Raw genomic sequence first — 25,300 nt, 5'->3', positions numbered from 1 at the left:
CATGATCATTCGCGACCTCACGATCACGCCCATCGCCTTCCGCGACCCGGCGCTGCTCAACGCCGACGGACTCCACGAGTCTCTCGCCCTGCGCACCATCGTGCAGATGCACGTCGACGGCGGCGTCGTCGGCCTCGGCGAGGGCAGCGGCGGATCCGCGACGGCCGAGCGGCTGGAGGCCGTCAAGCGCTCGGTCGTCGGGCTCAGCGTGTTCGACCTCAACGGCATCGAGCGGGCCGTGAGCGACGCGCTCGGCGGCGACGCCGGTCCGCTCACGCGGCGCCAGCGCCGCGAGGTGTTCGCGATCCTCGACGTGGCCGCGCACGATGCGCAGGGCCACCTGACCGGCCTGCCCGTCGCGGAACTGCTCGGCGGGCGCGTGCGCGATGCCGTCGATTACAGCGCCTACCTGTTCTACAAGCTCGCGGGGCACCCGGTCGCGAACGATATCGACGACGTCGAGGCCGACGAGTGGGGCGCGGCGCTCGACCCCGAGGGGATCGTCGCGCAGGCGCGCACGTTGATCGACCGCTACGGTTTCCGCTCGATCAAGCTGAAGGCGGGCGTGTTCCCGCCCGCCGAGGAGATCGCCGCGATCCGCGCGCTTGCCGACGCCTTCCCCGGCTACCCGCTGCGCATCGACCCCAACGGCGCGTGGACGCACGAGACGGCCGTCTCGGTGGGGCGCGAACTGCAGGACGTGCTCGAGTACTTCGAAGACCCCGTGCTCGGGATCGACGGCATGGCGGCGATCCACTGCGAGGTCGAGCGCCCGCTCGCGACGAATATGTGCGTCGTCGCGTTCGAGCACCTGAAGGAGGCGTTCGAGAAGGACGCGATCCAGATCCTGCTGACCGATCACCACTATTGGGGCGGACTGCGTCACACCCGGGAGCTCGCCGCGATCTGCGGCCACTGGGGGGTCGGCGTGTCGATGCACTCCAACTCGCACCTGGGCATCTCGCTCGCGGCGATGACGCACGTCGCCGCCGCGACTCCCGAGCTCACCTACGCCTGCGACACGCACTACCCCTGGAACCGCCAGGACGACGTGATCGTGCCGGGTGCGCTCGAGATCGTGGGCGGCGCCGTCGCGGTGCCGACGAAGCCGGGCCTCGGCGTCGAACTCGACCCGGACGCGCTCGAGCGCCAGCACCGGGTGCTGCTCGCCTCGGGCCGCACGGCGCGGGACGATCGGGGCTACATGAAGCGCCTCGACCCGAGCTTCCAGGCGGGCCTGCCGCGCTTCTGACGCGGATACGCTTCTTGCAACCGAGCTTCTCGACACCGAGCTTCTTGACACCGAGGGCCGTGCGCGTCGGCGCACGGCCCCTTCCCGCTCCGGAGTGAACATGACCCAGACCCTCATCATCGGCGGATACACCGACCGAGACGACCTGCCGGTCGGCGCCGCGTCGGGCCTCGGCCTCTACCAGTGGCGCGACGACGTCGCCTCCCTCGTCGCGACCGTTCCCGTCGACAACCCGACCTGGTTCGAGTGGGAAGCGCGTCGCCGCGTTCTGTACGTGAGCCAGTCGAGCCTCACGACGCTCACGGCCGTCGCGATCCCCGGCGACGCCCGCTCGGCCCGCGTGCTCGACGTGATCGAGCTCGGCGCCGTCAACCCCGCCCACCTCGCCCTCGCCCCGACGGGCGACGCCGTCGTCGCCGCGTGCTTCACCGAGGGGCAGGTGGTCACGGTCGCGCTCGCCGAGGACGGGAGCTTCGACGGCGTCCGCGGGCGCGTGGACCTCGCGACGGAACGCAACGCCGAGCCGCATCAGATCTCCTTCGGCGGATCCGGCTTCGCCGTGCCGGATCGCGCGCGCGACGAGATCCACCGCTTCTCGTGGGCGGCGGGATCCGCGCCCAAGCTGCGGGGTTCGGATCCGCAGCCGGCCGGTCGCGGCCCGCGGCACCTCGCCCGCCACCCGCGGCGCGAGGACATCGCCTACCTCGCGGGCGAGCTCGACAGCACCGTGACGGCGCTCCGCGCGGGAGCCGCGGGCTTCGAGGCGGCCGGCTCGGCATCGACGCTCCCCACCGGCTACGAGGGGGAGAACTCGGTCGCGGCCGTCTTCGTCGACGCGGCGGGAACGCTGTACGTGTCCAATCGGGGGCACGACTCCCTCGCGAGCTTCGACATCTCGGATCCGCTCGCGCCCCGCCCGACCGGTCATCTCGACGCGGGCGGGCGGACGCCGCGCTTCGCCGGCGAGATCGCCCCCGGCCTGATCGCGAGCGCCGCCATGGACTCGCACTCCGTGGACCTGATCCGCGACGGGCGGAGCCGGATCCGCATCGCCCACGGCGCACCCGGGTGCGTGCGCCTCATCGACCTCGACGCCCGGGAGGCCTGACGTGACCCGCACCGTTCTCATCACGGGCGGCGCAGGCGGCATCGGCCGCATGCTGCTCGACCGGGAGCCGCGCGCCGGCTGGCGCTACGTCGTGCTCGATCCCGCCGCGGGCCCCGAGCTCGAGCGCGCGGATGTGACCGCGGTCGCCGCGAGCATCACCGACCCCGAGGCGGTGCGCGCGGCGATGCGGGGCGTGACCGATGTCGTGCACCTCGCGGCGCTGGGTCAGGAAAACCTCTGGGAGCGCATCGTCGAGGTCAACGTCGAGGCCACGCGCATCCTCCTCGAGGCCGCCCGCGACGAGGGCGTGGGGCGCTTCGTCTATGCGTCGAGCCACCACGCCGTCGGCTTCGCCACGCCCGCCGAGGCGCCGACCGGGGGTCTGCCGGACGACGCCGCGCCCCGCCCCGACACGTACTACGCGTGGAGCAAGGCCGCGGGCGAGGCGATGGTGCGCCTGTTCTGCGAACGCTTCGGAATGCGCGGCGTCGCCTGGCGCATCGGCCACTGCTTCGACAGGCCGCACTCGCGCGAGCGGCTCCCGGTCTGGCTGTCGCCCGGCGACGCGCGCCGCCTCGTCGACGCCGCCCTCGAGAACGACATCGACTCCTTCACCTACGTGTGGGGAGTGTCGGCGAACACGCGGCGCTGGCTGTCGCTCGAGGGCGCGCGCCGAATCGGCTTCGAGCCGCGGGACGACTCGGAGGTCTACGCGGACCTGTTCCCGGAGGGATCCACGGATCCGCGGGAGCCGCTCGGCGGCGGCTTCACGACGACGCCGCTCGGCGAGCCGTGGGTCGAGCCGGCGGGCCGGCCCTGACGGGCGCCTCCTACAGGCTCGCCGCCGCCTCGTGCAGGCAGGCGACGAAGGCCTCCCGGATCGCCCCGACGCGGCCGCGTGTCGGGTAGACGGCGAGCAGGCGCGTCGTCGGCGAGCCGGCGATCGGCACGACCGCGATCGAGGCGGGTGCCAGCTGGCGCACCGACTCCGGCAGGATGCTCGCGCCCACGCCGGCGGCGACGAAGCCGAGCGCGGTCTCCTGGTGCACGACCTCCTCGACGACGTCGGTGGGGCCGACCGCCTGAGCGACGCGTTCGAGGTAGCCGGGCATGAGGGATGACGGATACGAGATGATGGGCATGGTCGCGATCTCGTCGGGGCTCACCTCGCGCTGAGCCGCGAGCGGATGGCCGACCGGGAGGCAAGCGACGAGGCGCTCCTCGTAGATGACCTCCGCCGCGAGCGCGTCGTCGAGCGGGTACTCATCCCGCACGATGCCCACGTCGAGGGCGCCCGCGGAGAGGCGCTCCAACTGTTCGCCGGATGTGAGCGGCATCAGCTTCAGCGCGACCTGCTCTCGGCGCATCCGGAACAGCTGCACGACGCCCGGGAGCACGGTGTAGTTCGCCGAGCTCACGAAGCCCGCGGTGATCTCGCCCGCGATCCCCGTGGCGAACTCGCGCATCTCGTCGCGGATCTGTTCGAGGTTCTCGAGCAGCGCCCGGGCGCGGCCCTGCAGGTGGGTCCCCGCGGGAGTCAGCACGACGTGGCGCGTGCTGCGCTCGAAGAGGGGCGTCCCGATCTCGTCCTCGAGTCGGCCGATCTGCACGCTCAGCGGCGGCTGCGACATGTGCAGGCGGGCGGCCGCGCGGCCGAAATGCAATTCCTCCGCGACGGCTATGAAGTAGCGCAATTGGCGGAGTTCCATTCGGGAAGGATATGGGGCGAACATTGCCGATTTGTTTCGAATGAATTGCGAGCGAAAAGCTATTAATCGCGGAAGGAATCGGTATTTGACCTGGGGTTCATGTCATTGATTATCTGAGAGGGAAATCGCCCCACCAAGGAGGACCCCATGGCTCAGCCCAGCACCCGCATCGACATGCTCTACCTCAGCGAGCCCGAGGTCATCGAGGCCGGTATGAAGGACATGGCCCGCTGCATGGAGGTCATGGAGGAGGTGCTGATCCTGGTCGCGAAGGGCGACTACCGCATGGCGGGCAGCACCTGGAACTCGCACGGCGCGCAGATCAGTTTCCCGAGCTCCTCGCCCTTCCCCGGCATGCCGCTCGACGCCGCCGACCGGCGCTTCATGGCGATGCCCGCCTACCTCGGCGGGCGCTTCGACACGGCGGGCGTGAAGTGGTACGGCTCGAACATCGACAACCGCGAGCAGGGGCTGCCGCGGTCGATCCACCTCATCGTGCTCAACGACAAGGAGACGGGCGCGCCGTTCGCCATCATGTCGGGCAACCTCGAGAGCGCGTACCGCACGGCCGCCGTACCCGGCGCGGCCGCGAAGAAGCTCGCGCCCGTCGACGCGAAGACGCTCGGCATCATCGGCCCCGGCGCGATGAACAAGTCGGCGCTGCACGCGATGACCACCGCCCGTCCCACGCTCGACACCATCAAGATCAACGGCCGCCGCCGCTCCACCTCCGAGGCCTTCGCCGCATACGTCGCGGAGCACTACCCCCAGTTCACGACGATCGAGATCGCCGACACCGTCGAGGCGGCCGTGCGCGACTCCGACATCGTCTCCGAGGCCGTCACGGGCCTCGTCGGGTCGGAGAACTACCCCTACATCAACGGCGACTGGATCAAGCCGGGCGCCTTCCTGAGCCTCCCCGCGAACCTCAGAATGGACGAGGAGTACACCCTCTCCGGCAAGGCCCGGCTCGTCGCCGACGCGAAGAAGATCTACGAGGCCTGGGCCGAGGAGTACCCGGCACCGAGCCACGAGACGGCCTTCGGCATGATCGGTCTCTACTGGCAGGACCTCATCGGCCTGGGCAAGCTCGACCCGTCGCGCGTCGTCAACATCGGCGACGTGCTCGACGGCACGGAGCCGGGCCGCGAGTTCGACGAGCAGCCCGTGCTGTTCAGCGTCGGCGGCATGGGCGTCGAGGACGTCGCTTGGGCGAAGACCATCTACGAAAACGCCGTCGAGAAGGGGATCGGCACGAAGCTGAACCTCTGGGACGCCCCGGACCTGGTCTGAGCGCCGTGGTCGCCCCGTCTCAGCGGACCGCCGAGTCCGCCACCTACGCCGTCGTGGGCGCCGGCCTCGCCGGATCGTCCGCGGCCTGGCGACTCGCCCAGCAGGGCGAGAGCGTCATCCTGCTTGAGCGCGACGTTCCCGCCTCCGCGCTCGGCAGCTCCCACGGATCCGCCCGGATCTTCCGCTACGCCTACCCGGATCCGTTCTACGTCGGGCTCGTCGCCGACGCGCGCCGCAGCTGGGACGAGCTCGAGGCGGCGAGCGGAAAGCGCCTCATCACGCCGAGCGGCTCGCTCGACTTCGGATCCGTGCGCGACCCGCGCGGTCTCGCGGGCGCCCTCGACGCCCACGGCGTCGAGCACGAGCTGCTGTCGCGCGAGGAGGCCGGATCCCGCTGGCCGCAGCTCGCGTTCGACCGCGAGGCGCTCGACACCGAGGTGCTGTGGCACCCGGGCGCGGGCGTGATCGACGCAGAGGGATCCGTCGAGGCGATGGTCGCGCTCGCCGAGGCCGCGGGCGCCGCCGTGCGCACCGGCTGGGAGGTCGCGAGCATCCGCCGCGCGCCCGCCGGCTACCTCGTGACCTCCGCGACGGGCGAGGCGGTGCACGCCGAGCAGGTGATCATCGCGGCCGGCGGGTGGCTGCCGGCGCTCCTCGCCGAGACCGATGTCTCGGGCGCCTTCGCGATCCCCCAGCTCGAGGTGATGCAGGAGAACGCCTTCCATTTCCCCTACCGCTCCGACGCCGACCGCGGCGAGACGCCCGCGGGCGCCGCCACGAGCTGGCCCACCTTCATTTACAAGGGGGAGCGGATCCAGGTCTACGGCCTGCCGGGCGGCCGGGACGCCGGCTTCGACGGGCAGAAGGTCGCCGAGTACATGGGCGGCAGGCGCATCGCCTCCGCCTACGCGCAGGACGGCATCATCGATCCGGCGAACCGGGTGCGGGTGACCGACTTCGTGCGGGAGTTCACCCCTGGCCTCGATCCCGCCCCCTACGCCGAGACCACGTGCCTGTTCACGAACGTCCCGCGCGACGACATGATCATCGACCGCGCCGAGGGCATCACGATCCTCTCGCCGTGCAGCGGGCAGGGTGCGAAGTTCGCGCCGCTCTTCGGCGAACTCGTCTACGACCTCGTCGCGGGCTCCGGCATCGCGGGGGAGCGCTTCCGCGCGACCGGCCAGAGCTTCGAGAGGACGCCCGCATGATGGCCTATGCCGACGCCAACGAGCTGCTCACGCAGATTGAGAGGATCGGCGTCGACGAGGTGCGCGGCGGCTACAGCCGACCGGTGTTCTCCGAGGCCGAGGCACAGCTGCGGGAGTGGTTCATCCGGCACGCGGAGCGCCGCGGGCTCGAGGTCGAAACCGACGGCAACGGCATCGTCTGGGCGTGGTGGGATCCGGCCGGGCACGGCCGAACGGGCGCGATCGCGACGGGATCCCACCTCGACTCGGTGCCGGGCGGAGGCAACTTCGACGGCCCGCTCGGCGTCGCGAGCGCGCTCGCCGCGCTCGACGTGCTCGTGGGGCGCGGCATCGCGCCCGCCCGCCCGCTCGCGCTCGCGGTCTTCCCCGAGGAGGAGGGATCCCGTTTCGGGCTCGCCTGCCTCGGCTCGCGGCTCGCGACGGGCGCCTCGGACCCTGCGACCGTGCACGCCCTGCGGGACGCCGACGGCATCGGCTACGACGACGCGGCCCGGGCAGCCGGTTTCGATCCGGACCTGATCGGTCCCGACCCCGAGCGCCTCGCGCGTCTCGCCGCCTTCGTCGAACTGCACGTCGAGCAGGGCCGCGGCCTGATCGATCTCGATCGTCCGATCGCCCTCGCGGGCGGCATCATCGCCCACGGCCGCTGGCACGTGCGCATCGACGGCCGCGGAGACCACGCGGGCGCGACGCGCATGGCCGACCGGCAGGATCCCGTCGTCGTCGCCGCGCGCGTCATCGCGAGCCTGCGCGAGCAGACGCTCGCGGTCGACGAGGCGCGCGGCACCGTCGGGCGCGTGCACGTCACCCCGGGCGGCACCAACGTGATCGCCTCGGCGGCGGAGCTGTGGCTCGACGTGCGGCACCGCGACGACGAGCGGGTGCGGGCGATCGTCTCGGCCGTCGCCGCGGCCGCGGCCGACGCCGCCGAGGCCGAGGGGTGCACCGTGACGATCACGGAGCAGTCGTTCTCGCCGACCGTCGACTTCGACGCCGGGCTGCGCGAGGAGATGGCCGAGGCGCTCCCCGGCGCCCCCGTGCTCGACACCGGCGCAGGTCACGACGCCGGGGTGCTCAGCGAGGTCGTGCCCTCCGGCATGATCTTCGTCCGCAACCCGAGCGGCGCCTCGCACACCCCCGCGGAGCACGCGGAGCCCGCCGACGTCGCCGCGGGCGTCGTGGCGCTCGCCGACGTGCTCGAACACCTTCTCACTCGCTAACCCCCTCACCCCCTCACGAAAGGAGCGCACCATGGATATGTCCTCCGCGATCAATACCGGGTGGATGCTGACCGCGACCGTCGCGGTCACCCTCATGGTGCCGGGCCTCGCCCTGTACTACGGCGGCCTGTCTCGCACGAAGAACATCCTCAACACGATGATGGTCGTGCTGAGCGGATTCGCCGTCACGGCGGTGCTCTGGGTCGTCTTCGGCTACGGCCTCACGCTCGGCGACTCGATCGGCGGCGCCGGCCTGCTTGGAAACCCGGCCGGGCTCTGGGGCCTGCAGTCGCTTCTCGGCGCGGAGACGCCGGAGGGCGCCGTCCCGGCGATCCTCATCGCGATCTTCCAGCTGATCTTCGCGGGCCTGACCGTCGCGATCATCGGCGGCGCGGTCGAGGGCCGGATGAAGTTCTCCGCCTGGCTCGTGTTCGCGGGGCTGTGGGCGACGCTCGTCTACTTCCCCGTCGCACACTGGGTCTTCGCGTTCGACGCGGCCGACGGATCCACGATCGGCGGCTTCATCGCCAACAAGCTCCATGCGGTCGACTTCGCGGGCGGAACCGCGGTGCACATGAACGCCGGCGTGGCGGCGCTCGTGCTCGCGCTCTTCCTCGGCAAGCGCCGCGATTTCCCGAACGTGGGCCGCCCCGGCAACCTGCCGATCGCCCTCGTCGGCGCGGGGCTGCTGATGGTCGGCTGGTACGGCTTCAACGGCGGATCCTCGGGAGGCATCAACGACAGCGCCGGCGTCGCGCTGACGAATACCCTCATCGCCGCCTGCACGGGGCTCATCGGCTGGCTGGTCGTCGAGCGCCTGACGCGCAAGGTCGCCACCTCGCTCGGCGCGATCTCCGGCATCATCGCGGGCCTCGTCGCGATCACCCCCGCCGCGGCCTCGGTGTCGCCGCTGTCGGCCCTCGTCATCGGCTTCGGCGGCGGAGCGATCGCGTTCTGGGCCCTGGGGCTCAAGGAGAAGCTGGGCTACGACGACGCGCTCGACGCGGTCGCGATCCACATGTTCCCCGGGATCTTCGGAACCCTCGCGATCGGCTTCCTCGCGGATCCGTCGTCGCCGGCGGGGGAGACGGGCATCTTCTACGGCGGGGGAATCCACCTCCTCGGAATCCAGGCGCTCGCCGTCGCGATCGTTTTCGTGTACACCTTCGTGGTGACGGGGATCATCGCCCTCGTCATCAAGAAGACCATCGGCCTCCGCGTGCCGGACTCGGTCGAGAGCGCGGGCCTCGACCGCACGCTCCACGCCGAGACGGCCTACGACCTCGACGACATCCGCTCCTAACGAGAAGGAATCGACATGAAGCTCATTTCCGCAGTCGTCCAGCCCAGCGCCCTGGATCCCGTGAAGAACGCGCTCGATGAGGTCGGCGTGACCGGCATGACCATCGTCGACGCGAAGGGCCGCGGCGCCCAGTCCGGCAAGGTCGAGGTCTACCGCTCCCAGCGCGTGAAGGTCGACTTCCTGCCGAAGATCCTCATCGAGATCGTCGTGACGGACGAGAAGCTCGACACCGCTCTCGGCGCGATCGAGGAGGCGGCACGCACCGGCGCCATCGGCGACGGCAAGATCTGGGTCACGGACGTGCTCCAGGTGATCCGCGTCCGCACGGGCGAGAAGGGGCCGGAGGCCGTGCAGTAACACCGCCGTCAAAAAACCTGAGCCGACCCGGCTCAGGTTTTTTGACATCTCGGCGGCGGCGACGTATAGTTGAGCCATCGCGACTCAAGTCTCGCGAGTTCCTCAACGAAACGGAGCAAGTCATGGCACGTGCTGTGGGTATTGACCTCGGAACGACGAACTCGGTCGTTGCCGTTCTCGAGGGTGGCGAGCCGAAGGTCATCGCCAACGCGGAGGGTCTTCGCACGACCCCCTCGATCGTCGCGTTCGCGAAGGACGGCGAGGTGCTCGTCGGCGAGACCGCGAAGCGTCAGGCCGTCACGAACGTCGACAAGACGATCGCCTCGGTGAAGCGCCACATGGGCACCGACTGGAAGTTCGACGTCGACGGCAAGAAGTACACGCCGCAGGAGATCTCGGCGCGCATCCTCCAGAAGCTGAAGCGCGACGCCGAGGCGTACCTGGGTGACACCGTCACCGACGCCGTCATCACGGTTCCGGCGTACTTCAACGACTCCGAGCGCCAGGCCACGAAGGAGGCCGGTGAGATCGCGGGCCTCAACGTGCTCCGCATCGTCAACGAGCCCACCGCCGCGGCCCTCGCATACGGCCTCGACAAGGGCCAGGAGGACGAGCTCATCCTCGTCTTCGACCTCGGTGGCGGAACCTTCGACGTCTCGCTGCTCGAGGTGGGCAAGGACGACGACTTCTCCACGATCCAGGTTCGTGCGACTGCCGGTGACAACCGCCTGGGTGGAGACGACTGGGACCAGCGCGTCGTCGACTACCTCAAGGACGAATTCAAGAAGGACTCGGGCGTCGACGTCTCGGGCGACAAGATCGCTCTGCAGCGCCTCAAGGAGGCCGCGGAGCAGGCGAAGAAGGAGCTCTCGAGCGCCCAGTCGACGACCGTCAGCCTCCCGTACCTCTCGCTCACGAGCGAGGGCCCCGCGTCGCTGAACGTGACCCTCTCGCGCGCGAAGTTCGAGGAGCTCACGGCCGACCTCGTGCAGCGCACGAAGAAGCCCTTCCAGGACGTCATCGCCGAGGCGGGCGTGAAGCTCTCCGACATCGCGCACGTGGTGCTCGTCGGTGGTTCGACCCGCATGCCGCAGATCGCGGATCTGGTCGAGAAGGAGACCGGCAAATCGGCGAACAAGGGCGTCAACCCGGACGAGGTCGTCGCCGTCGGCGCCGCCCTCCAGGCGGGCGTGCTGAAGGGCGAGCGCAAGGACGTTCTGCTCATCGACGTGACCCCGCTGTCGCTCGGCATCGAGACGCAGGGCGGTCGCATGACGAAGCTCATCGAGCGCAACACGGCCATCCCGACCAAGCGCAGCGAGACCTTCACGACCGCCGAGGACAACCAGCCCTCCGTCGCGATCCAGGTCTACCAGGGCGAGCGCGAGTTCACCCGCGACAACAAGCCGCTCGGCACCTTCGAGCTCACGGGCATCGCCCCGGCGCCCCGCGGCATGCCACAGATCGAGGTCACCTTCGACATCGACGCGAACGGCATCGTGCACGTGTCCGCGAAGGACAAGGGCACGGGCAAGGAGCAGTCGATGACCATCACCGGCGGCTCGTCGCTCTCGAAGGAGGACATCGACCGCATGGTCCGCGAGGCCGAGGAGCACGCCGACGAGGACCGCAAGCGCGCCGAGGCCCTCGACCAGCGCAACCGCGCCGAGACGCTCGCGTACTCGGTGGCGAAGCTGCTCGAGGAGAACGCCGACAAGCTGCCCGAGGACGTCAAGACCTCGGTCCAGGCCGACGTCGACGCGCTGAAGGAAGCGCTCGCGGGTGAGGACGACGACGCCGTCAAGGCGGCGTTCGACAAGCTGAACGAGTCGCAGTCGAAGCTCGGCGAGGCGCTCTACGCCCAGTCGCAGCAGGAGGCCTCGGAGCCCCAGGCCGACGCCTCGAGCGACGAGGACGTGGTCGACGCCGAGGTCGTCGACGACGAGGACGAGAAGAAGTAATGACTGCACAGGACCCGATCGAGCCGGCTGACGGCGAAGACCAGGTCCAGCAGGGCGCCGAGGCGGGGGCTGACGAAGCCCCCGCCGCGGGCGCATCTGCTGGAGACGAGGGCCTCACGATCGACGACATCCTCGAGGCCGAGCAGACCGACGAGGCCGCCGAGCAGGAGAAGAGCGACTACGAGACGCAGCTCCTGCACGACCTGAAGCGCATCCAGGCGGAGTACGCGAACTACCGTCGCCGCACGGAGGAGCAACGCCAGCTCGACATCGAGCGCGCCAAGGGCGAGGTCGCGAAGCGGCTGCTGGGCGTGCTCGACGATCTCGACCGCGCGGCCAAGCACGGCGACCTCGAAGAGGGATCCGCCTTCGCGCTCGTCGCGGACAAGATGCGGGCCGTCGCGACGGACACCGGGCTCACGGTGTACGGCGAGGCCGGCGAGGCCTTCGACCCGCAGCAGCACGAGGCCGTCTTCCAGGCGCCGACCCCCGGTGTCACGGAGGCGACCATCCTCGAGGTCGTGGAGGTGGGATACCGCCTCGGCGGCGTCGAGCTCCGCCCGGCCAAGGTGGTTGTGGCAGTTCCCGCCGAGTAATCGGCAACGTTCGGAAGAAGGCGATCGATGGCCAGTCAGGACTGGTTCGACAAGGACTTTTACAAGATCCTCGGCGTCGAGAAGACGGTCGAGGCGGCCGAGCTGAAGAAGGTGTACCGCAAACTCGCCCGCAAGTACCACCCCGACTCCAACCCCGGAGACGCGGCGGCCGAGGCGAAGTTCAAGGACATCAGCGAGGCGTATTCGGTTCTGTCGGATCCGGAGCAGCGCAAGGAGTACGACGAACTCCGTGCGATGGGTTCGGGCGCGCGCTTCACGGCGGGTGGATCCGGTTCTGGCGGCTTCGAGGACGTCTTCAGCCGATTCCAGCGCGGCGGCACCGGCGGGGGGAACCCCGGCTTTGATGATCTCTTTTCGATGTTCAATCAGGGCGGGGGCTCCCGCCGCGGGGGCTTCGGCGGTTTCGGCGGCCCGCAGAAGGGGGCGGACGTGCGCGCGCGCACGACGCTCGACTTCCTGGCCGCGGCCAAGGGCGATACGATCTCGCTGCGCGGCGAGGACGGCAAGACCTTCAAGGTGAAGATCCCGGCCGGCGTCGCCGACGGGCAGAAGATCCGCCTGCGCGGCCGCGGCCGACCCTCGCCGAACGGCGGGGAGGCCGGTGACATCGTCGTGGAGGTCGCGGTGCGACCGCACCCGGTGTTCAGCCGCGATGGGCTCAACGTGCGCCTCACGGTTCCGGTGACGTTCACCGAGGCCGTGCTCGGCACCACGATCGAGGTGCCGACGCTCGACGGATCCCGGGTCAAGATGCGAGTGGCCCCCGGCACGCCGTCGGGTCGCGTTCTGCGGGTCAAGGGCCGCGGGATCCACACATCGAAGGGCACCGGTGATCTGCTCGCCGAGGTGCAGGTGGCCGTCCCGAGCCATCTGAGCGATGCTGAGCGGGAGGCGCTCGAGGCCTACCGCTCCGTGGAGGCCGACGAGAACCCGCGCGCCGGCCTGTTCGTGTAAGTGGTCTGAAGGAGTGTCGAGATGCAGCTGCCAGAGGGTGTGACCGAACGCGATCCGATCTTCCCGATCGCGGCCGCGAGCGAGCTCTCGGGGCTGCACCCGCAGACGCTGCGGCAGTACGACCGCATCGGGCTCGTGGTGCCGGGTCGCACGCGCGGCGGATCCCGGCGCTACTCGGCGCGCAACATCGTCCAGCTGCGCGAGGTCGCGCGCCTTTCGGGCGAGGGCGTGCCGCTCGCTGTCATCCAGCGGATGCTCGACCTCGAGAACCAGGTGCAGGAGCTGAGCGCGGAGGTCGCGGGCCTCAGGGTGCAGCTGCAACAGGAGCGCGACAACCGCCCCGGCGCCCGCATCTTCGCGACCAACGCGGCCGGCGGCGTCGTCACCCTCAAGGGCACGACACGAGTGCGCCGCCAGACCGACGTGGTGCTCTACCGGGGCCCGCGCGGGTAGCCGCGCGGCGCCCGCGCATCACGAGACTCGGAGAAATGACGAGTCTCGGAACCTCTGACCGGATCCCTCCGACTTTCGTGATTCTTCCGAGCCTCGGGATCGATCCGGGCGCGCACTAGGCTCGCTATGTGAGTATTTCGCGCATCGCCGTCGTCTGCACCGGAAACATTTGCCGATCACCCATGGGCGAGGTGGTCCTGAAGGATCGGCTCGAGGCGGCGGGTCTCGACGTCGAGGTCGTCTCATCCGGCATCAGCGACGAGGAGCTCGGTAATCCGATCGACCCCCGCGCCGCCGATGCGCTGAGGGGACGCGGCTACGACGTGCCTCTCCGCACTGCGCGCTGGGTGAACGACACCGATGACGTTCATGCGGACCTGATCCTTGCCATGACCGAGGCACATCGTTCCGCGTTGATCCGCCGCGGCGCGGATCCGGAGCGCACGCGGCTGTGGATGGAGTTCGTGCCCGGATCCACGAGCCCCGACGTGATCGACCCCTGGTATGGCACCCGCGGCGGCTTCGACGACACCCTCGACGTGGTCGAGGCGGGCGCCGACGAGATCGTGAAATACGTTCGCGAATCCGCGCGATAGCGTCCCGGATCTCGGAGAAATCACGAGACTCGGGGATTCAGCGGGGATCCTTCCGATTTTCGTGATTCTTCCGACTTTTGTGGTGCGATCGGGGTCGGCGTCCCGGATCTCGGAGAAATCACGGATCTCGGGGATTCCACGCGGATCCCTCCGATTCTCGTGATTCTTCCGAGTCTCGTGTCGCCCGCCGAGGGCCGGGATCCGACATCAGCGTGTTGTCCATGTTCCTCGTCCCTTTGTCGATGGGGAAGCGGCGCGAAGCTCGATAGCTTCGAGCGAGTGAACATCCCGTTCAACGGAGAACACCCGCACAAGGAGCCCACCCCGATGACCGAAGCCACCACGAACGCCGTGCGCGTCACCGCGCCGAAGCCGGCGACCGAGACTCCCCTCGAGATGGGCGACGACGCCAGCGTCTCGCAGGCCATCAGGCTCACGAGCCGCTATGTGACGGTCGACGGTGAGCCGTGGATCCCCGTGATGGGCGAGTACCACTTCAGCCGCGACCTGCCGCACCGCTGGGAGACCGAGCTGCGGAAGCTGAAGGCCGGCGGCATCAGCGTGCTTGCGACCTACCTGATCTGGAACATCCACGAGGATGTCGAGGGCGAAGTGCGATGGGACGGGCACCGCGACGTGCGCCGCTTCGTCGAGCTGGCCGACCGCGTGGGCCTGAAGGTCATGCTCCGCATCGGACCGTGGGCCCACGGCGAGGCGCGCAACGGCGGCTTCCCGGACTGGCTGCAGGCGATGCCGATGCGGCACCGCTCCGACGACCCCGCCTACCTGGCCTACGCCCGCAAGTGGTACGCCGCGATCGAGGAGCAGGTGCGCGGCCTGTTCCACTCCGCCGAGAACCCCGGCGCGCCGATCATCGGCATCCAGGTCGACAACGAGCTCTACGACAACGGCCCGCACCTCGCGACGCTCCGCACCATCGCGGAGGAGGTCGGCATGCGCGCAAGCCTCTGGACGGCGACGGGCTGGGGCGGCGCGGAGATTCCGTACGGGCGCGTGCTGCCCGTGTACGCGGGCTACTCCGACGGTTTCTGGGAGGAGAGCACGACGGGCTGGCCGGCCTTCGGCGTCATGCACTTCACCTACAACACGGTGCGCGACGACCTCACCGTCGGCGCCGACCTGCGCGACGCGCCGGTCGAGATCGACGACGACGCGAACCTCGGCGCGGGCGACCCGTGGCCGTTCGTCACGTGCGAGCTGGGCGGCGGCATGGCGGTCGCCTACCACCGGCGTCCGCTCGTGGATTCCGATGACGTCGCGGCGCTCGCGCTGACGAAGGTCGGCAGCGGGTCGTCGTGGCAGGGCTACTACATGTACCACGGCGGGCTCCAGGCGGAGGGTCTGCAGGAATCGCACGACTCGGGCTACCCCAACGACGTGCCGGTGCGCGATTACGACTTCTTCGCGCCGGTCGGAGCCGTCGGTTCCCAGCGCCGCCACTACCACCTGCTTCGTCAGCAGCACCTCATGCTGTCGTCGTTCGGATCCGCGCTCGCCGGCTCGGTGACGACGATCCCGCAGCAGCACGAGGGATCCCCGCGCTGGGCCGTGCGCTCCGACGGTCGGAGCGGCTTCCTCTTCGCCAACAACCACCAGCCCGCGATCGCCGCGCTCCCCGCGCTCGAGGACGTGCAGTTCACGGTCGAGTTCGACGACGCGAGCGTTACGATCCCGACGTCGCCGGTCTCACTGGCCTCGGGCGCGTACTTCGCCTGGCCGCTGCGTCAGCGCTTCGGATCCCTGGCCGCCGTGTCGGTGACCGCCCAGGCGATCACCGAGTTCGAGGGCCCGAACGGCACGGTCGTGCTCTTCGCGTCGAGCGAGGGGATCGACGTGGAGATCCAGCTCGAGGGATCCGCGGGAGACGTCGAGGGCGCGACCGCGATCTCGGACGGTGACGTCCTCGTGCTCCGCCCGGATGCGGCGCCGGGCCTCGGCTGCGAGGTGCGCATCGGCGACACGACCCTCGTGTTCCTCGACCGGGCGAGCGCCGAGTCGGTGTGGCGCGGCGACATCGACGGACGCGACTCCGTCGTGCTGTGGCGAGGCGGCGGCTGGTTCGGTGAGCGCGGTTTCGAGGCCGTCCTCGGATCCGAGGGGCCGGTGCTCGACGTCTCCCCGCCACTCGAGGGCGCGGAGCGCGTGAGCGGTGAGGGATCCGTCTTCGCGCGATACACGGCGCCCGCCGCGCCCGCCGAGCACGCCCTCGAGGTGCCGGAGTTCGGATCCGCGCCAGTGGCGCCGGTGCGCCGCGCGGGATCCTCCGGTCGCCTCTCGGCACCGGTCGACTTCTCGGCCGCGGCGAGCGTCGAGGTGCCGGTGCCGGCCGAGGCGCTGACGGCGGAGCGGGCGATCCTGTCGCTCGACTGGACGGGCGACGTGATCCGCGCGTACGTGGGCGACGAGCTGATCGCCGACCAGTACTGGTACGGCCGCACGCTCGAGATCGATCTCGCGCCGTATGCGGAGAAGCTCGCGGAGACGCCGCTCACTCTCCGCGCGTTCGCCTGGGATCCGGCGACCGAGGTCTACGTCGACGCGCGCGTGCGCCCGCAGGGCGAGGAGCCCGTGCTCGAGGTTCGTTCGGCGGTCGTGCGCCCGGTGGCGACCCGGGCCTTCGCGTAGCGACGCGGTAGACAGCCACCGTCGAGATAGCGCCAGCGAGACGGTGCCGTTCGCCCTGGTGAACGGCACCCTTCTCACTTAACGGATGGTGATTCCATGACCGCGCGTCCGCGTCGCGATGAATATTTCATAAGAGTGGCGAATCATCCATGTGTAACCGCGAAGTGGGCATGTTCTTTGGCATGTTCCCCGCGTAGCATCGTGCGTTGTCCCCGGGGAAATATCCATCCCCTACTCCGCGCGAAGGAGCGTTCATGCTTGTATCACCCCGGAGCCGCCGTTGGCTCGCAGCGGCCGCTGTCATGACGACGGCCGTATCCCTTGCCGCGTGTTCCTCGGACGACTCGTCGTCGGAGGGCCCGGTCGAGCTCACATTCCAGTCATGGGTCCCGAACATCGACCAGGTCGTCGACGCATTCAACGAGGCCCACGACGATGTGCACGTCACGCTCGAGACGGTGACCGCGGGCCCCGACGGAGGATACGCGACGATGCAATCGGCCGTGCAAGCCGGTAACGCCGCGGACGTCGCGCAGATCGGGTACGACGCTATTCCCGACTTCCTCATCAACGACGCTCTCGAGGACATTACGGAGTACGTTGAGGACGACGCCGACCTCTTCACCGAGTGGCAGTGGCAGACCGGTGTCTTCGGCGGCTCGGTCTACTCGATTCCGCAGGCATCGGGTCCGCTCGGACAGTTTTACCGCGCCGATGTGTTCGAGGAACTCGGCATCGAGTACCCGGAGACGTGGGACGAGTTCTACGAGGCCGCGAAGACGGTTCGTGAGTCGGGTGCATACATCGCCGCGTTCGCGTTCAACCAGGCGCCCTGGATGATCGGTCTCGCCCAGCAGGGCGGTGCGCAGTGGTTCACTCCCGACAACGACGCCTGGACCGTGGACATCAATGGCGCCGACACGCTCAAGGTCGCCGAGTTCTGGCAGAAGCTCGTGGACGAGGATCTCGTCAAGGTCGAGGCCGACATGTCGAGCGAGTGGAACTCTGACATTCAGAGCGGCAAGGTCCTCACCTGGATCTCGGGTTCGTGGGCCGATGCGATCCTGCGCGGCACCGCGCCGGATCTCGCAGGCAGCTGGGCGGTCGGCCCCGTGCCCCAGTGGAACGCGGGCGAGAACGTGTCCGCGACGTGGGGCGGCGGATCCGCCAGCGCCGTGCTCAAGGGCTCGAAGCACCCGAAGGAAGCGGCTGAGTTCGCGGTGTGGATGAACTCGAACCCCGCCAGCGTCAACCTGCTGACCGAGGTCGGCGCCGGGTGGCCCGCCATCGACGACATCTCCGAGATCACGGCTCTCGAGGACTCGGAGGTCTTCGACTTCTACGGCGGACAGAACATCTGGGACGTCTTCGCCGAGTCCGACAAGGCTGTCGACACCTCGTGGACCTGGCCGCCGCTGTCGTCGACCCTGTTCGCCGACCTGGTCGACAACGTCAAGGCCTCCGTCGACGGCGGCAAGCCGCTTGTCGACGCTTACAACAAGACCCAGGAAGACATGATCGCGGCGCTCGAAGAGCGCGGCATCTCCGTCAACTGATCGATCCGATCGGGGGTGGCGCGCCGAGCTCGGCGTCCGCCCCCGACCCCTTGGAGGAGACCGTGGCACCACGCACTCATCGCACCCGGGCGCGCATTCCCCGCGCGGCCTGGGTACTCATCCTGCCCTTCGTCATCATGTTCGCGGCATTCTTCATCGCCCCGATCGTGTATGCCGTTGTGCAGAGCCTGTTCGCCACGGAAAGCTCGGGACTCGGCTTCGGAACGCCCGAGACCAAGTTCGCCTTCTTCGACAACTATGTGCGCGCGTTCTCGGATCCGACCTTCTCGCAGAGCCTCTTGCGTCTGCTGCTGTTCTCCGCGATCCTCGTCCCGCTCATGGTCGTCACCGCGCTGGGTCTTGCGCTCCTGCTCGACTCAGCGAGCGCACGCTTCCCGCGGGTCTTCCGCATCATCTCCTTCGCGCCGTACGGCGTCCCGGGCGTCGTCGCGACGCTGCTCTGGGGCTTCCTCTACGTGCCTGCTACGAGCCCGATCCTGCAGGTGCTCAGCAACTGGGGGATCGACGTCAACCCGTTGTCGTCGAGCGCGGTTCTCTTCGCGATCGCGAACATCTCGCTCTGGGGCTTCGCCGGCTACAACATGGTGATCCTGTCCTCGGCGCTCGACGCCATTCCCTCGGAACTGTACGAGGCGGCGCGAGTCGATGGTGCGTCGGCGTGGGCGACCATCTGGCACATCAAGCTTCCGCTCGTGCGTCCCTCGGTGGTCCTCGTCACCGTGTTCACCATCATCGGCACGCTGCAGCTCTTCGTCGAGCCGCTCGTGCTGCGCCCGCTCACCACGGCGATCGGCACGACCTTCACCCCGAATCTCGCCGCATACAACCAGGCGTTCGCACAGGGCAATTCGAACCTCGCCTCGGCGATGGCAGTGATCGTCGCACTGCTCGGCTTCGTCGTGTCGTTCGGATTCCTGCGATTCGTCAACCGAAAGGGGAACCGCGCATGGTGACCGCAACTCGCAACGTAACGCGCGCCCTGACGGTCGGCGACAATGCCCCGCGCCGTCGCCGCCAACCCGCCGGCCCCAGCGTCTACGCCGTCAACCTGGTCCTCATCGTCGCGGCCGTCTACTTTCTTCTGCCGCTGATCTGGGTGATCATCGCCGCGACGAAGTCGCCGGCCGACCTCTTCGGCACCTTCGGCCTGTGGTTCTCGGACACCCCGGCGGCCTGGCACAACCTGGTCGCGCTGTTCACGCAGGACGGCGGCGTCTTCATGCGCTGGCTCGTCAACAGCGTGATCTACTCGGGGCTCGGCGCGCTCGTCGCGATGGTGCTCGCGGCGGCCTGCGGCTACGCGATCGCCAAGTATCCGTTCCGGGGCCGCGAGGCGCTCTTCAGCGTCATCCTCGGTGGTGTCCTCGTTCCCGCAACCGTCATCGCGCTTCCGCTGTACTTCCTCATGAACGAGGTCGGTCTGGTCGGCAGCTACTGGTCCGTTCTCCTGCCGAGCATGGTGAGCCCCTTCGGCGTCTACCTGGCGCGCATCCACGCGAGCGCGTCGGTGCCGGACGAGGTCATCGAGGCGGCCCGTCTCGACGGCGCGGGCGAGATCCGCATCTTCGCGCAGATCGCGTCGCGCATGATGACGCCGGCGTTCGTGACGATCTTCCTCTTCCAGTTCGTCACGATCTGGAACAACTACCTGCTGCCGCTCGTCATGCTGGACGACACGAAGTCCTTCCCCGTGACGCTCGGCCTGACCCTCTGGAACGGCCAGACACAGCGCGACCCGATGTTCTACGCACTCGTGGTGATGGGTTCTGCCGTTTCGGCATTGATCCTCGTCGCCCTGATGTCGAGTCTGCAGCGTTTCTGGCGTGCGGATCTGACCGCGGGCGCGACGAAGGGCTAGCGTCTGAGCGAGAGGGGACGAGGAATCCTCGGCCCCTCTCGCGCTCACCCCTTACGCAGAGCGCGATATGCGCGAGGGCTTACGCCGTGCGCGCGGCTGAATTGCCTTGAGAAGTAGAACGGATCATCGCGGCCCACGGCCTGCGCGATTTCCGCGATCGGCAGCGACGTGGTGTCGAGCAGAGTACGCGCATACGCCATTTTGAGGGCGTTGTGATGTGCGAGGACTCCGCCGCCCGTAGCTTCCCGGAACAACGATGCTAGGTGAGAGGGCGAGACGCCGACGAGGTCGGCGAGCTCGGGTACCTTTACCTGCGAGTCGATGCGCTCTTCGAGGTAGCGCATCGCGCGTTCGAGAGGGGTCCCCTCGGCGGGGAGGGACCTTTCCGCGGCCAGCATGGTCAGTAGATGCCATGCAAGTCCCGAGGCAGCCAATATTCGCGCGGGTGTCGTGTCACGGGAGAGGGAGACAGCCATCTCGTCGAGGAGGGCCGTCGCGCGCTCGACCGCCCGTAATGCAACGGTGCGCGAGCCTCGGTTGATGCCCGCCGCGTTGATGAGCTCGGGCACGTCAGTGCCGCGCACGTGGCACCACCAGATTGTCCAGGGGTCGGATTCCGACGCGCCATAGGAGTGTGCGACGCCCTCAGGGATCACGAGCGCGGTCCCTCGAGTTATCCGGGTGCGAATTCCGTCGATGTCTGCCCAACCTGAGCCGGAACCGCAGACGATGACGATCGTCTCCCGAGATCCCTGGGGACGATGCCGTCCATGATGGCGCGCCTGCGGGAAGTATCCGGCATCCGTCACGAGCATGCGCTGCGTCACGGCCTGGCCGAGCGCCCGCTCAACGATCGGCCTGGGGAGCACACTCATTCGTTGGCGATCGAAACCGTCGGCGAGTTCCATGCGACTATCCTGTCATGTCAATATCATTGAATTGTCCATGTAAGTGGCGTGAACCGCCATGCTCTGCGCACGAGAGTGTCGGTAACGTGAAGCTCTGCTCGATGGTCAAGCTGCATCGGGTATGCGGTGATATCGACAGAAACGGACCCACATGACGGAGCGCTATCTCGGTGCGGGCACGATCGCTCGCGACCACTCGCAACCGACCGGGACCGTTCCGCCGCATCTGCCGCGGCGACTGACGATCACGCTGTGGGACTTCTCGTGGTACACGCAGGCCGGGCCCGGTCAGCCCTACGAGGACCTCGACGCGGCTGTCGGCGAAGCCGCATCCCTCGGCTACAACGCGATCCGCATCTGCGCGGCACCCATGCTCATGTTCGGCGGGCTCGGCCTCGACGACCTCGCCCACAACCTGGAGATCGAGGGGCTCGGACCTTCATCCGACGGTGGCTTCTACGGCCAGCGCACCCGTTGGTATGACACCGCTGGTGGATTCCGCGTCGACATGTACGCGCGCATCCAGCAGCTCTTCGAAGCTGCGCGCCGCCACGACATCGTCATCGTGCTCGCGAGCTGGGAGTATCAGCAGTCGGGATCGTTCGCCCGGTCGCCGCGCTGGTTCGAGGCGATGGACGCCATCGCTCTCGACGAGCGTTACGACGCGCTCGCCGCCGCCTGGACCCGCATGATTGCCTGGCTCACGGAGGCCGGCTTCCGCGACATGATCGCGCTCGTCGAACTGCACAATGAGGTGGACTTCTCGATCCTGCCCGACATCACGTTGCCCGCCGGCCGCGCAGCCGTCGCGCGCCTCGCAGAGACACATCCCGATTTGCTCGTGACAGCCAGCTACGGCAAGCCGCCGCACCTGGCGATGCATGAGGTCCCCGAAGAGTTCGGCACGGCGCAGTTCCACGTATACAGCTACGGTGTGCTCGACGAGTTGCAAAAGCGCATCGATATACGTTCCGAGGGCACCGAGGGGTTCCCGAACACGACCCTTCGTTCGCTCATGCGGGCCGATGCCCCGTCGTTCGACGAGTACGGCCGGCCGGTCGACTGGAAGATGCGCGCCACCGTCATCACCGATCAGATGGTCTACGGATACGACTGGGTTGATCCTGATGCGTGGGACAGCTGGCTGAACGAGCATTACGCCCCCTTCGCCGAGGTCATGGCCCGCGAGATCGAGTCGCGCGTCGTCGCGATCGCCGAGTGGGCCCGTTGGCGTAGTGTTCCGGCGGTGATCGGCGAGGGATGGATCGGCTATACCCCGCTTCACGGATCCTTCGAGGAGGGGGAGATCGGTCGCGGACTCGCCGAGCACGGGATCCGCACCGCGCTCGCGCGCGGCGTGTGGGGCATGGTGCTCTGCTCGAACGCGGCGCCCCATCATCCGATGTGGCAGTTGCGCGACTGGCAGCAGGCGATGAACGCCGAGATCCTTGCGGCTTCGGAGCGGTGACGTGACACATACGGCAGTGATCACGGGGTCCGCGGGCGGCATCGGCGCCGCGACCGCGGTGTGCATGGCGGAGGCCGGCGCGAGCGTCTATCTCGTCGACCGTTCGCCGGCGGTTCTCGAGACGCGTGACCGCATCAACGCGGCGGGCGGGCGCGCGGTCGCCCGCGTGATGGACGTGACGGATGTTTCCGAGTGGGAGTCCGCGGCGGATGAGTGTCGCGAGGTGCTCGGCGCGGCCGATGCGTTCGTGAGCAATGCGTATACGGTCGAGGTCGTCGATGTCGAGGCGACGTCGCTCGCTAGCTGGGAGCGACAGGTCAGCGTGAACCTGACGGGCGGCTTCCTCGGCTTCAAGACGCTTCTTCCTCAGCTCCGCGAGCACGACGCCGCAGCCGTGGTGTTCGTCTCCTCGGTGCATGCCCACTTCGGTCTACCGGGCCGGGCCGCGTACGCGTCGACCAAAGCCGCGCTGACGGGACTGACCCGCCAGCTCGCCGTGGAGTACGGGCCGCGGATCCGCGTCAACAGCGTGCTTCCGGGGCCCGTGCGGACGGCGGCCTGGGACGGGATCGGCGAGGAAGAGCGTCGCCAGTCGGCCGAGGCGACCGCGATGGACCGCCTCGGAGACCCGTCCGAGGTGGGCGAGGCGATCGCGTTCCTCTGCTCGGACCGGGCCTCGTTCATCACGGGCGTCGAACTGCCCGTCGACGGCGGCTGGAGCGTGAAGAAGGCCTCCGCGTAGAGGCGCGTTCGCGCCGGCGGATCCTCGGGACCCCGCGCGGGCAACCATGAAAGAGCGAGCGAGAACACGCTCGCGACCATACGGAATGCCGCGTGCACGGGGCGTTCGGCGCGCGACACGGATCCGGGGATCCTGTCACGAGCTGCACGTTGAGCTTTGGTCGCACGGGCGCTGCACTGGTGAGCCGAGAGCACGGGGCGGTGGGGCATGCAGTGCACGAATATGGAGTGCTGAGCGGTGACGGTTACTTCGATTGTGCCGACTGCTCCGGGTGTGCGGTGTTCTATCCCGAGGTCCAGGGTGGTGGGTCCGCAGGGTCGCTTGAGTCTTCAATCGAGGGGTCCCACATGTGATTCGGCGGTGGGGCTGATGGCGACGGCGGTGCTGACGCTGGTGGTGATGTTGACGCGGGTGGTGATGCTGATGCTGACGGCCACGGTGATGCTGGTGACTGTGACTGTGACTGTCGCGGCGACGGTGCTGCCGACGGTGGTGATGTTGATGCCGATGCGGGTTCCGCTGTGGGTTCTTCCCGGAAGTACACCCGGCTCGGTGGCTCGGTCGCATAGGAGTACCCGGACGGACTCGTCCACTCGATGACCCCGTCGTCAAGTTGCTTCATCTGCCAGTCGGATTGATGTTTCATGACGTGGTGCGCCTCGCAGAGACAGGCGAGGTTGGACAGGGTTGTTCGGCCGCCTTCGGCGAAGGCGTGGGTGTGGTCGATGTCGGCTCGGCGTGCGGGGGTGGTGCAGCCGGGGAATCGGCAGGTGAGGTCTCGTCCGATGAGGGCGCGTTTCTGCCAGGCGGTGGGCCGGTAGTGGTCGATGTGTTCGACGATGCCGGTGTCTGGCCGGTAGAAGAGCCTGTCCCAGCCAGGGGAGGTATCGGCGAGGTGTCGTGCGGTGTCGGGGGAGATGAGGGTTCCGGCGTCGAGCCAGGCGGTCCCGTCGTCGGGGTCGAGGATCATGGTCGCCGGGATCGTGACCTGCACCTCGGCGCGGATGTGGGTGAGGGTTTCGGTGGTGCCGGCGCGGTGGAGGTCGTGTCCGGTGGGTTCGGCGCCGAGGAGGAGGTCGATGAACAAGTCGGTGCGGAGCTGATCGAGGGAGCGGTGATCGGTCGCCGCCGTTACCGCCTCCGGGGTGAGGGCCCCCGAGCGCGCTCCGCCAGTGCTGGTTTCGGGCACGGTGCCATCGGCAGCAGCAGCATCGCCGCCGCCGGCCGCGACGTCGCCGGCCGCGCGGGAGCCCCGCACTTCCCGGCACGCACACCCCTCCGCCGCACACTCCGCCCCGATCGGATGCCCGACCGCCCGCCGGTACTGTTCCCGTACCCCGGCCCGGTCGTGTTTGACGATCTTCGCGAGCTTCGTCAACCGGTCATACACGGCATGCACTTCCAGGGATGGCCCGTTCACCCGGAGGGTGCTCATTCCGTCGTCGAGGTCGGTGATCGATACGAACCGTCGTTCCCGGGCGCGGAGGTGTCGTTCTCGGGGTGAGAGGTCGGCCATCTCCGCGGCACGTTTCTTCGCCACCCGAGACAGCTCCCCCGGCGTCATGGTCTCCGCAACCGGGACCGTGGAGGAATCGAACGCCGCCCGCGCGTCCGGGTGAAGCGCGCCCCCGGCCTCGGTGATGACCCGTGCGTGCTTCGCGGAGATCGTGCCACCGGCGAGCGCCTCGAACGTCGCCGGGAACCGCAACGTCAGGGTTTCGGCGTCCTCCATCGCGTGTTTCGCGGCCACGGGATGCGTATGGGTGGCGGCGGCGATGTCCGCGGCCATGGCGCGGCGGGCGTAGTCGATGCCGTCCCGGTTCGGGGAACGCTCCCCGGACGCATGGGCGACGCCGGCGAGGCGGGTGAGGCTGCGGGCCTTGAGCGCTTCGAGGCGGGCGATGGCCCGGTCGTAGCGGGCGATGTCGCCCACGAGCAGGGCCGTGACCATGCGCTCTACCGGGTCGAGCCCGGTGAGCGAGGAAGCGGCGCCTGTGGTCATGTTTCTACGCTAGAAACAACCACCGACAAACGAAGCGTGCCCCGAGAAGTTAATTCGAACTAATC

22 protein-coding genes are annotated in these 25,300 nt (G+C 68.8%); 19 read left to right on the top strand and 3 right to left on the bottom strand.

What is annotated here, in order from left to right:
* The first annotated feature begins 1 nt into the window (after position 1).
* From IEX05_RS10705 to IEX05_RS10695, 3 genes are all read left to right on the top strand, one after another.
* A complete protein-coding gene (locus tag IEX05_RS10705; RefSeq protein ID WP_188701700.1) occupies positions 2-1,252 on the top strand; it encodes an enolase C-terminal domain-like protein in 1,251 nt (416 codons plus the stop codon).
* Between the two features lie 100 nt (positions 1,253-1,352).
* Complete coding sequence (locus IEX05_RS10700) at positions 1,353-2,360, top strand: lactonase family protein (RefSeq protein ID WP_188701698.1); 1,008 nt, start codon at positions 1,353-1,355, stop codon at positions 2,358-2,360.
* 1 nt (position 2,361) lies between these two features.
* Positions 2,362-3,180 (top strand): NAD-dependent epimerase/dehydratase family protein, encoded by an 819-nt coding sequence (locus IEX05_RS10695; protein WP_188701697.1) that lies wholly within the window; start codon positions 2,362-2,364, stop codon positions 3,178-3,180.
* Positions 3,181-3,190: 10 nt separating this feature from the next.
* Here the strand turns inward: IEX05_RS10695 and IEX05_RS10690 are convergent, their stop codons facing one another.
* Entirely contained in the window at positions 3,191-4,069 is an 879-nt protein-coding gene (locus IEX05_RS10690; RefSeq protein WP_188701695.1) for a LysR family transcriptional regulator, read from the bottom strand.
* Positions 4,070-4,216: 147 nt separating this feature from the next.
* On the opposite strand from IEX05_RS10690, the gene IEX05_RS10685 reads away from it, so the two are divergent.
* From IEX05_RS10685 to IEX05_RS10620, 14 genes are all read left to right on the top strand, one after another.
* Entirely contained in the window at positions 4,217-5,362 is a 1,146-nt protein-coding gene (locus tag IEX05_RS10685; protein WP_188701693.1) for a tyramine oxidase subunit B, read from the top strand.
* Positions 5,363-5,367: 5 nt separating this feature from the next.
* On the top strand, positions 5,368-6,573 hold the full coding sequence (locus tag IEX05_RS10680) for an FAD-dependent oxidoreductase (protein ID WP_188701691.1): 1,206 nt from the start codon (positions 5,368-5,370) through the stop codon (positions 6,571-6,573).
* The gene (locus IEX05_RS10675; RefSeq protein ID WP_308423419.1) at positions 6,570-7,793 is read left to right on the top strand and encodes an allantoate amidohydrolase; all 1,224 of its coding nucleotides are present in this window, start codon (positions 6,570-6,572) and stop codon (positions 7,791-7,793) included. Before IEX05_RS10680 ends, IEX05_RS10675 begins: the two co-directional genes overlap by 4 nt.
* Before the next feature lie 31 nt (positions 7,794-7,824).
* Complete coding sequence (locus tag IEX05_RS10670) at positions 7,825-9,096, top strand: ammonium transporter (RefSeq protein WP_188701689.1); 1,272 nt, start codon at positions 7,825-7,827, stop codon at positions 9,094-9,096.
* A 15-nt stretch (positions 9,097-9,111) separates the two neighbouring features.
* Positions 9,112-9,453, top strand: coding sequence for a P-II family nitrogen regulator (locus tag IEX05_RS10665; protein ID WP_188701687.1), 342 nt, complete (start codon positions 9,112-9,114; stop codon positions 9,451-9,453).
* A 122-nt stretch (positions 9,454-9,575) separates the two neighbouring features.
* Positions 9,576-11,414: a molecular chaperone DnaK gene (gene dnaK / locus IEX05_RS10660; protein WP_188701685.1), complete on the top strand. Its 1,839-nt coding sequence runs from the start codon at positions 9,576-9,578 to the stop codon at positions 11,412-11,414.
* A complete protein-coding gene (locus tag IEX05_RS10655; protein WP_188701677.1) occupies positions 11,414-12,010 on the top strand; it encodes a nucleotide exchange factor GrpE in 597 nt (198 codons plus the stop codon). The genes dnaK and IEX05_RS10655 overlap by 1 nt, the downstream gene beginning before the upstream one ends.
* Positions 12,011-12,037: 27 nt before the next feature.
* Positions 12,038-12,985 carry a DnaJ C-terminal domain-containing protein gene (locus tag IEX05_RS10650; protein ID WP_188701674.1) on the top strand — a complete coding sequence of 316 codons (948 nt, stop codon included), beginning with the start codon at positions 12,038-12,040 and terminating at the stop codon, positions 12,983-12,985.
* A gap of 21 nt (positions 12,986-13,006) precedes the next feature.
* A complete protein-coding gene (locus IEX05_RS10645) occupies positions 13,007-13,438 on the top strand; it encodes a heat shock protein transcriptional repressor HspR (RefSeq protein ID WP_188701672.1) in 432 nt (143 codons plus the stop codon).
* 128 nt (positions 13,439-13,566) lie between these two features.
* Positions 13,567-14,034: a low molecular weight protein-tyrosine-phosphatase gene (locus tag IEX05_RS10640; RefSeq protein ID WP_308423418.1), complete on the top strand. Its 468-nt coding sequence runs from the start codon at positions 13,567-13,569 to the stop codon at positions 14,032-14,034.
* A 327-nt stretch (positions 14,035-14,361) separates the two neighbouring features.
* The gene (locus IEX05_RS10635; RefSeq protein WP_188701671.1) at positions 14,362-16,680 is read left to right on the top strand and encodes a beta-galactosidase; all 2,319 of its coding nucleotides are present in this window, start codon (positions 14,362-14,364) and stop codon (positions 16,678-16,680) included.
* Between the two features lie 254 nt (positions 16,681-16,934).
* Entirely contained in the window at positions 16,935-18,236 is a 1,302-nt protein-coding gene (locus tag IEX05_RS10630; protein WP_188701669.1) for an ABC transporter substrate-binding protein, read from the top strand.
* Positions 18,237-18,298: 62 nt separating this feature from the next.
* On the top strand, positions 18,299-19,210 hold the full coding sequence (locus IEX05_RS10625; RefSeq protein WP_229661259.1) for a carbohydrate ABC transporter permease: 912 nt from the start codon (positions 18,299-18,301) through the stop codon (positions 19,208-19,210).
* On the top strand, positions 19,204-20,115 hold the full coding sequence (locus tag IEX05_RS10620; RefSeq protein ID WP_188701667.1) for a carbohydrate ABC transporter permease: 912 nt from the start codon (positions 19,204-19,206) through the stop codon (positions 20,113-20,115). The genes IEX05_RS10625 and IEX05_RS10620 overlap by 7 nt, the downstream gene beginning before the upstream one ends.
* 44 nt (positions 20,116-20,159) lie before the next feature.
* On the opposite strand, the gene IEX05_RS10615 is transcribed toward IEX05_RS10620, so the two are convergent.
* The gene (locus tag IEX05_RS10615) at positions 20,160-21,023 is read right to left on the bottom strand and encodes an AraC family transcriptional regulator (protein ID WP_188701665.1); all 864 of its coding nucleotides are present in this window, start codon (positions 21,021-21,023) and stop codon (positions 20,160-20,162) included.
* Between the two features lie 151 nt (positions 21,024-21,174).
* Between IEX05_RS10615 and IEX05_RS10610 the strand changes: the two genes are divergently transcribed.
* Together IEX05_RS10610 and IEX05_RS10605 are read left to right on the top strand one after the other, a co-directional pair.
* The gene (locus IEX05_RS10610) at positions 21,175-22,491 is read left to right on the top strand and encodes a cellulase-like family protein (RefSeq protein WP_188701664.1); all 1,317 of its coding nucleotides are present in this window, start codon (positions 21,175-21,177) and stop codon (positions 22,489-22,491) included.
* A gap of 1 nt (position 22,492) precedes the next feature.
* A complete protein-coding gene (locus IEX05_RS10605; protein ID WP_188701663.1) occupies positions 22,493-23,233 on the top strand; it encodes an SDR family NAD(P)-dependent oxidoreductase in 741 nt (246 codons plus the stop codon).
* Between the two features lie 283 nt (positions 23,234-23,516).
* Here IEX05_RS10605 and IEX05_RS10600 read toward each other — a convergent pair whose 3' ends face one another.
* Positions 23,517-25,235, bottom strand: coding sequence for an HNH endonuclease signature motif containing protein (locus IEX05_RS10600; protein WP_188701662.1), 1,719 nt, complete (start codon positions 25,233-25,235; stop codon positions 23,517-23,519).
* Positions 25,236-25,300: the final 65 nt, after the last annotated feature.

The sequence above is a fragment of the Microbacterium nanhaiense genome (assembly GCF_014646015.1).
Lineage (GTDB): Bacteria > Actinomycetota > Actinomycetes > Actinomycetales > Microbacteriaceae > Microbacterium > Microbacterium nanhaiense.
The sequence above is the reverse complement of the archived record's forward strand: the minus strand, read 5'-3'. Positions and strand labels throughout refer to the sequence as shown.

What these genes read in the sequence shown, in the direction of transcription:
- IEX05_RS10705 (WP_188701700.1), top strand. Translation starts at nt 2, where the DNA reads ATGATCATTCGCGACCTCACGATCACGCCCATCGCCTTCCGCGACCCG.
- IEX05_RS10700 (WP_188701698.1), top strand. Translation starts at nt 1,353, where the DNA reads ATGACCCAGACCCTCATCATCGGCGGATACACCGACCGAGACGACCTG.
- IEX05_RS10690 (WP_188701695.1), bottom strand. Translation starts at nt 4,069, where the DNA reads ATGGAACTCCGCCAATTGCGCTACTTCATAGCCGTCGCGGAGGAATTG.
- IEX05_RS10685 (WP_188701693.1), top strand. Translation starts at nt 4,217, where the DNA reads ATGGCTCAGCCCAGCACCCGCATCGACATGCTCTACCTCAGCGAGCCC.
- IEX05_RS10675 (WP_308423419.1), top strand. Translation starts at nt 6,570, where the DNA reads ATGATGGCCTATGCCGACGCCAACGAGCTGCTCACGCAGATTGAGAGG.
- IEX05_RS10670 (WP_188701689.1), top strand. Translation starts at nt 7,825, where the DNA reads ATGGATATGTCCTCCGCGATCAATACCGGGTGGATGCTGACCGCGACC.
- IEX05_RS10665 (WP_188701687.1), top strand. Translation starts at nt 9,112, where the DNA reads ATGAAGCTCATTTCCGCAGTCGTCCAGCCCAGCGCCCTGGATCCCGTG.
- dnaK (WP_188701685.1), top strand. Translation starts at nt 9,576, where the DNA reads ATGGCACGTGCTGTGGGTATTGACCTCGGAACGACGAACTCGGTCGTT.
- IEX05_RS10655 (WP_188701677.1), top strand. Translation starts at nt 11,414, where the DNA reads ATGACTGCACAGGACCCGATCGAGCCGGCTGACGGCGAAGACCAGGTC.
- IEX05_RS10650 (WP_188701674.1), top strand. Translation starts at nt 12,038, where the DNA reads ATGGCCAGTCAGGACTGGTTCGACAAGGACTTTTACAAGATCCTCGGC.
- IEX05_RS10645 (WP_188701672.1), top strand. Translation starts at nt 13,007, where the DNA reads ATGCAGCTGCCAGAGGGTGTGACCGAACGCGATCCGATCTTCCCGATC.
- IEX05_RS10635 (WP_188701671.1), top strand. Translation starts at nt 14,362, where the DNA reads ATGACCGAAGCCACCACGAACGCCGTGCGCGTCACCGCGCCGAAGCCG.
- IEX05_RS10630 (WP_188701669.1), top strand. Translation starts at nt 16,935, where the DNA reads ATGCTTGTATCACCCCGGAGCCGCCGTTGGCTCGCAGCGGCCGCTGTC.
- IEX05_RS10620 (WP_188701667.1), top strand. Translation starts at nt 19,204, where the DNA reads ATGGTGACCGCAACTCGCAACGTAACGCGCGCCCTGACGGTCGGCGAC.
- IEX05_RS10615 (WP_188701665.1), bottom strand. Translation starts at nt 21,023, where the DNA reads ATGGAACTCGCCGACGGTTTCGATCGCCAACGAATGAGTGTGCTCCCC.
- IEX05_RS10610 (WP_188701664.1), top strand. Translation starts at nt 21,175, where the DNA reads ATGACGGAGCGCTATCTCGGTGCGGGCACGATCGCTCGCGACCACTCG.
- IEX05_RS10600 (WP_188701662.1), bottom strand. Translation starts at nt 25,235, where the DNA reads ATGACCACAGGCGCCGCTTCCTCGCTCACCGGGCTCGACCCGGTAGAG.